General features: G+C 67.1%; 2 protein-coding genes. Both read left to right on the top strand.

What is annotated here, in order from left to right:
- Positions 1–657: tyrosine-type recombinase/integrase (locus AC1DZY_RS26465; RefSeq protein ID WP_476823134.1), on the top strand; the 657-nt coding region annotated here is incomplete at its 5' end.
- A 16-nt stretch (positions 658–673) separates the two neighbouring features.
- Positions 674–1,888: an IS91 family transposase gene (locus tag AC1DZY_RS26460; RefSeq protein WP_476823133.1), complete on the top strand. Its 1,215-nt coding sequence runs from the start codon at positions 674–676 to the stop codon at positions 1,886–1,888.
- The last annotated feature ends 997 nt before the right edge of the window (positions 1,889–2,885 follow it).

Raw genomic sequence — 2,885 nt, 5'->3', positions numbered from 1 at the left:
CGGATGAACACGGCCTGCACCGCGCTGCGGTTCTTCTTCCACGTCACGCTCGGCCGGACCGGCTTCGGGGACCGCATGGCGCGGATCCCGACGCCCGATCGCCTGCCGGTGGTTCTGGACACGCAGGAGGTGGCGCTGCTGCTGGCGCATGCACGGAGCCTCAAGGACCGGGCGGCGCTCAGCATCGCCTATGGCTGTGGCCTGCGGGTCTCGGAGATCGCCAACCTCAAGGTCGCCGACATCGACAGCGCCCGCATGCTGATCCGGGTCGAGCAGGGCAAGGGCCGCAAGGACCGCTATGTCATGCTCGCGCCCGACCTGCTCGATCTGCTGCGGCAATGGTGGCGGGTGAAGCGGTCGCGTGGATGGCTCTTTCCCGGCCAGCAGCCGGGTCAGCCGATCACGACGCGCCAACTCAACCGGGCCTGCCATGCCGCGGCCGTTGCGGCGAAGCTCGACAAGCGGGTGTCGATGCACACGCTGCGGCACAGCTTCGCCACTCACCTGCTGGAGCGGAAGACCGATATCCGCGTGATCCAGGTTCTGCTCGGCCACCGGAAGCTCGACACCACCGCCGTCTACACCCGCGTTGCGCTGAAGACCCTGCGCGAGGTGACGAGCCCGCTCGCGCTGCTGGCGCCGCCGCCACCGCCATAGCGTCCCTGCGCCGATCATGGCGCGGCCTGCGCTGGAGGTCGTGGATATCCTGAACCGGCATGGCGAGGCCTATCTCGCGCGTCATCGGCTTAGCCGCGGCCAACTCAAGGTGATGGGTGCGATCCGGGCCTGCCGCACGGCTGCGCTCGGCGGCCATGTCATGGCCTGCGGCGACTGCGATCACGCCACGATCGCCTACAACTCCTGCCGCAACCGCCACTGCCCGCGCTGCCAGGGCGCAGCAGCGAAGGACTGGCTCGCCGACCGGCAGGCCGATCTCCTGCCTGTGTCCTACTACCATCTCGTCTTCACCCTGCCGGCGCCGATCGCGGCGATCGCCTTCCAGAACAAGGCCGAGGTCTATGGGCTGTTGTTCAAGGCCGCGGCCGAGACGCTCGCCACCATCGCGAGCGATCCCCGGCATCTCGGCGCCCGCATCGGCTTCACCAGCGTCCTGCACACCTGGGGATCGGCGATGACGCACCATCCCCATCTCCACATCATCGCGCCCGGCGGCGGCCTTTCGCCGGATGGCGCGCGCTGGATCGCCTGCCGGCCCGGCTTCTTCCTGCCCGTTCGCGTGCTCTCGCGGCTGTTCCGTAGGCTCTTCCTCGAAGGGCTCGCGGCCCTGCATGCGGCCGGGCGGCTCGCCTTCCATGGCGATCTCGCCCATCTGACTGAGGCCGATGCCTTCGCCACCCTGCTGGCGCCGCTGCGCCGGGCCGACTGGGTCGTCTATGCCAAGCGACCCTTCGGTGGCCCAGAGGCCGTGCTGGCCTATCTCGCCCGCTACACCCATCGCGTCGCCATCGCCAACAGCCGCCTCGTCGCCATGGACCGGCGCGGGGTCACCTTCCACTGGAAGGATTATCGCGCCCGCTCGGCCGGCAAGGCCTGGCGCAAGACCATGACGATGACGGCCCACGAGTTCATCCGCCGCTACCTGCTCCACGTCCTGCCCGACGGCTTCCACCGCATCCGACACTACGGCCTGCTCGCCTCAAGCCGGCGCGCCGACACGATCGCCCGCATCAGGCAGATCATCGCGGCGGCGACGCCGGCCGCAACGATGGCAGATCGCGAAGCAGAGATCCCGGCTGAACAATCCGAGACGGTCGATAAGCGGAGGCCACCTTGCCCCTGCTGCGGTGGCCGCATGATCCTCGTCGAGCGCTTCGCGCCGGGCACCGCGCCGCGCACCATCCTCGCCGTCAGGATCGACACCTCATGACGATGGCGTCGCGGCGAAACCCAGACATACCGCTACCGATCTCAGCCAGAGAGCGGGCGATCCCGCTCGACCCAATCGCGGACATGGAGATCGCGGCCGTCACGGATCCCTCCCGGGTGCAGCAAACCCGGGGCTTCCGGGCATCTCGGTCGGAGCATCACACCGCAGTCCCGCGCCTCGCACGATCCCGTCGACCAGGCCGCGCGGCGAAATCCCCATAGCCCACGGCCCCGGGCCGCGGCTTCCTCCACTGGAGGCTTTCGGACGCCGGCCCTCAGCCCGGTCAAAACCCGCACGCACGGGCCGGCATCCGAAACCCTTCACACTTCCTGACATTGAGCTGTAGCCGGAAACCAGACATTCAACGAACGCCCGGCATCAAGCTCTACCAACGATGTCGGCCATGTCTGGCGGAGCCAAAAATCACGCGATGATCAACTCGACGATTCAGGCAGCACATCGAGCGGCTGGCTAGCAAGGCCGAGAAGGTGTTAAGAGAGCGCTCCTTGTCGGCCTATTGCGACGAGGTAGCTCTTGAGGGGCTGCGCTTGGCCGCGACCGACGCCTCTCGCGGTGTTCTCGACCTGCAGCGCCAATTTCGCATCCTCGAACCGTTCGCGAGGTCGTGGATGATCTCTCGGACCATGACGACAAGACCCCTCGCAACGTCGTGCCAACGCAGGATGCGGTAGCAGGAGCAGCGGTCGACGAAACAAGCGAGGCCGAGGGCTCTGCGGATTTGCCCTCGCTTGCAGCGGAGTCGATCAGCCCGACCTTTCGCGGCCAGGGCCGCACGGTCTGCTTAGAGCGTCGGACTGAAAACTGGAATCGTGGGATTCCCTTGAGGGCTGCTTTGTGATTCACCGTTTCTGGAGGTGGATCATGGGTCGCAGCTATTCGGATGATTTGCGTGCGCGCGTCGTGGGTTTTGTCGAAGCAGGGCATTCGCGTCGGGCTGCGGCCCGGCATTTCGGGGTGAGCGAGAGCTTTGCGGTCA

The organism is Allobosea sp. P2_A10 (genome assembly GCF_056405115.1).
Note: the sequence above shows the minus strand (reverse complement) of the source record. Positions and strands in the feature narration are given on the sequence as shown.

Excerpts from the sequence above, each read along its gene's own strand:
- AC1DZY_RS26460 (WP_476823133.1), top strand. The coding sequence starts at position 674 with ATGGCGCGGCCTGCGCTGGAGGTCGTGGATATCCTGAACCGGCATGGC.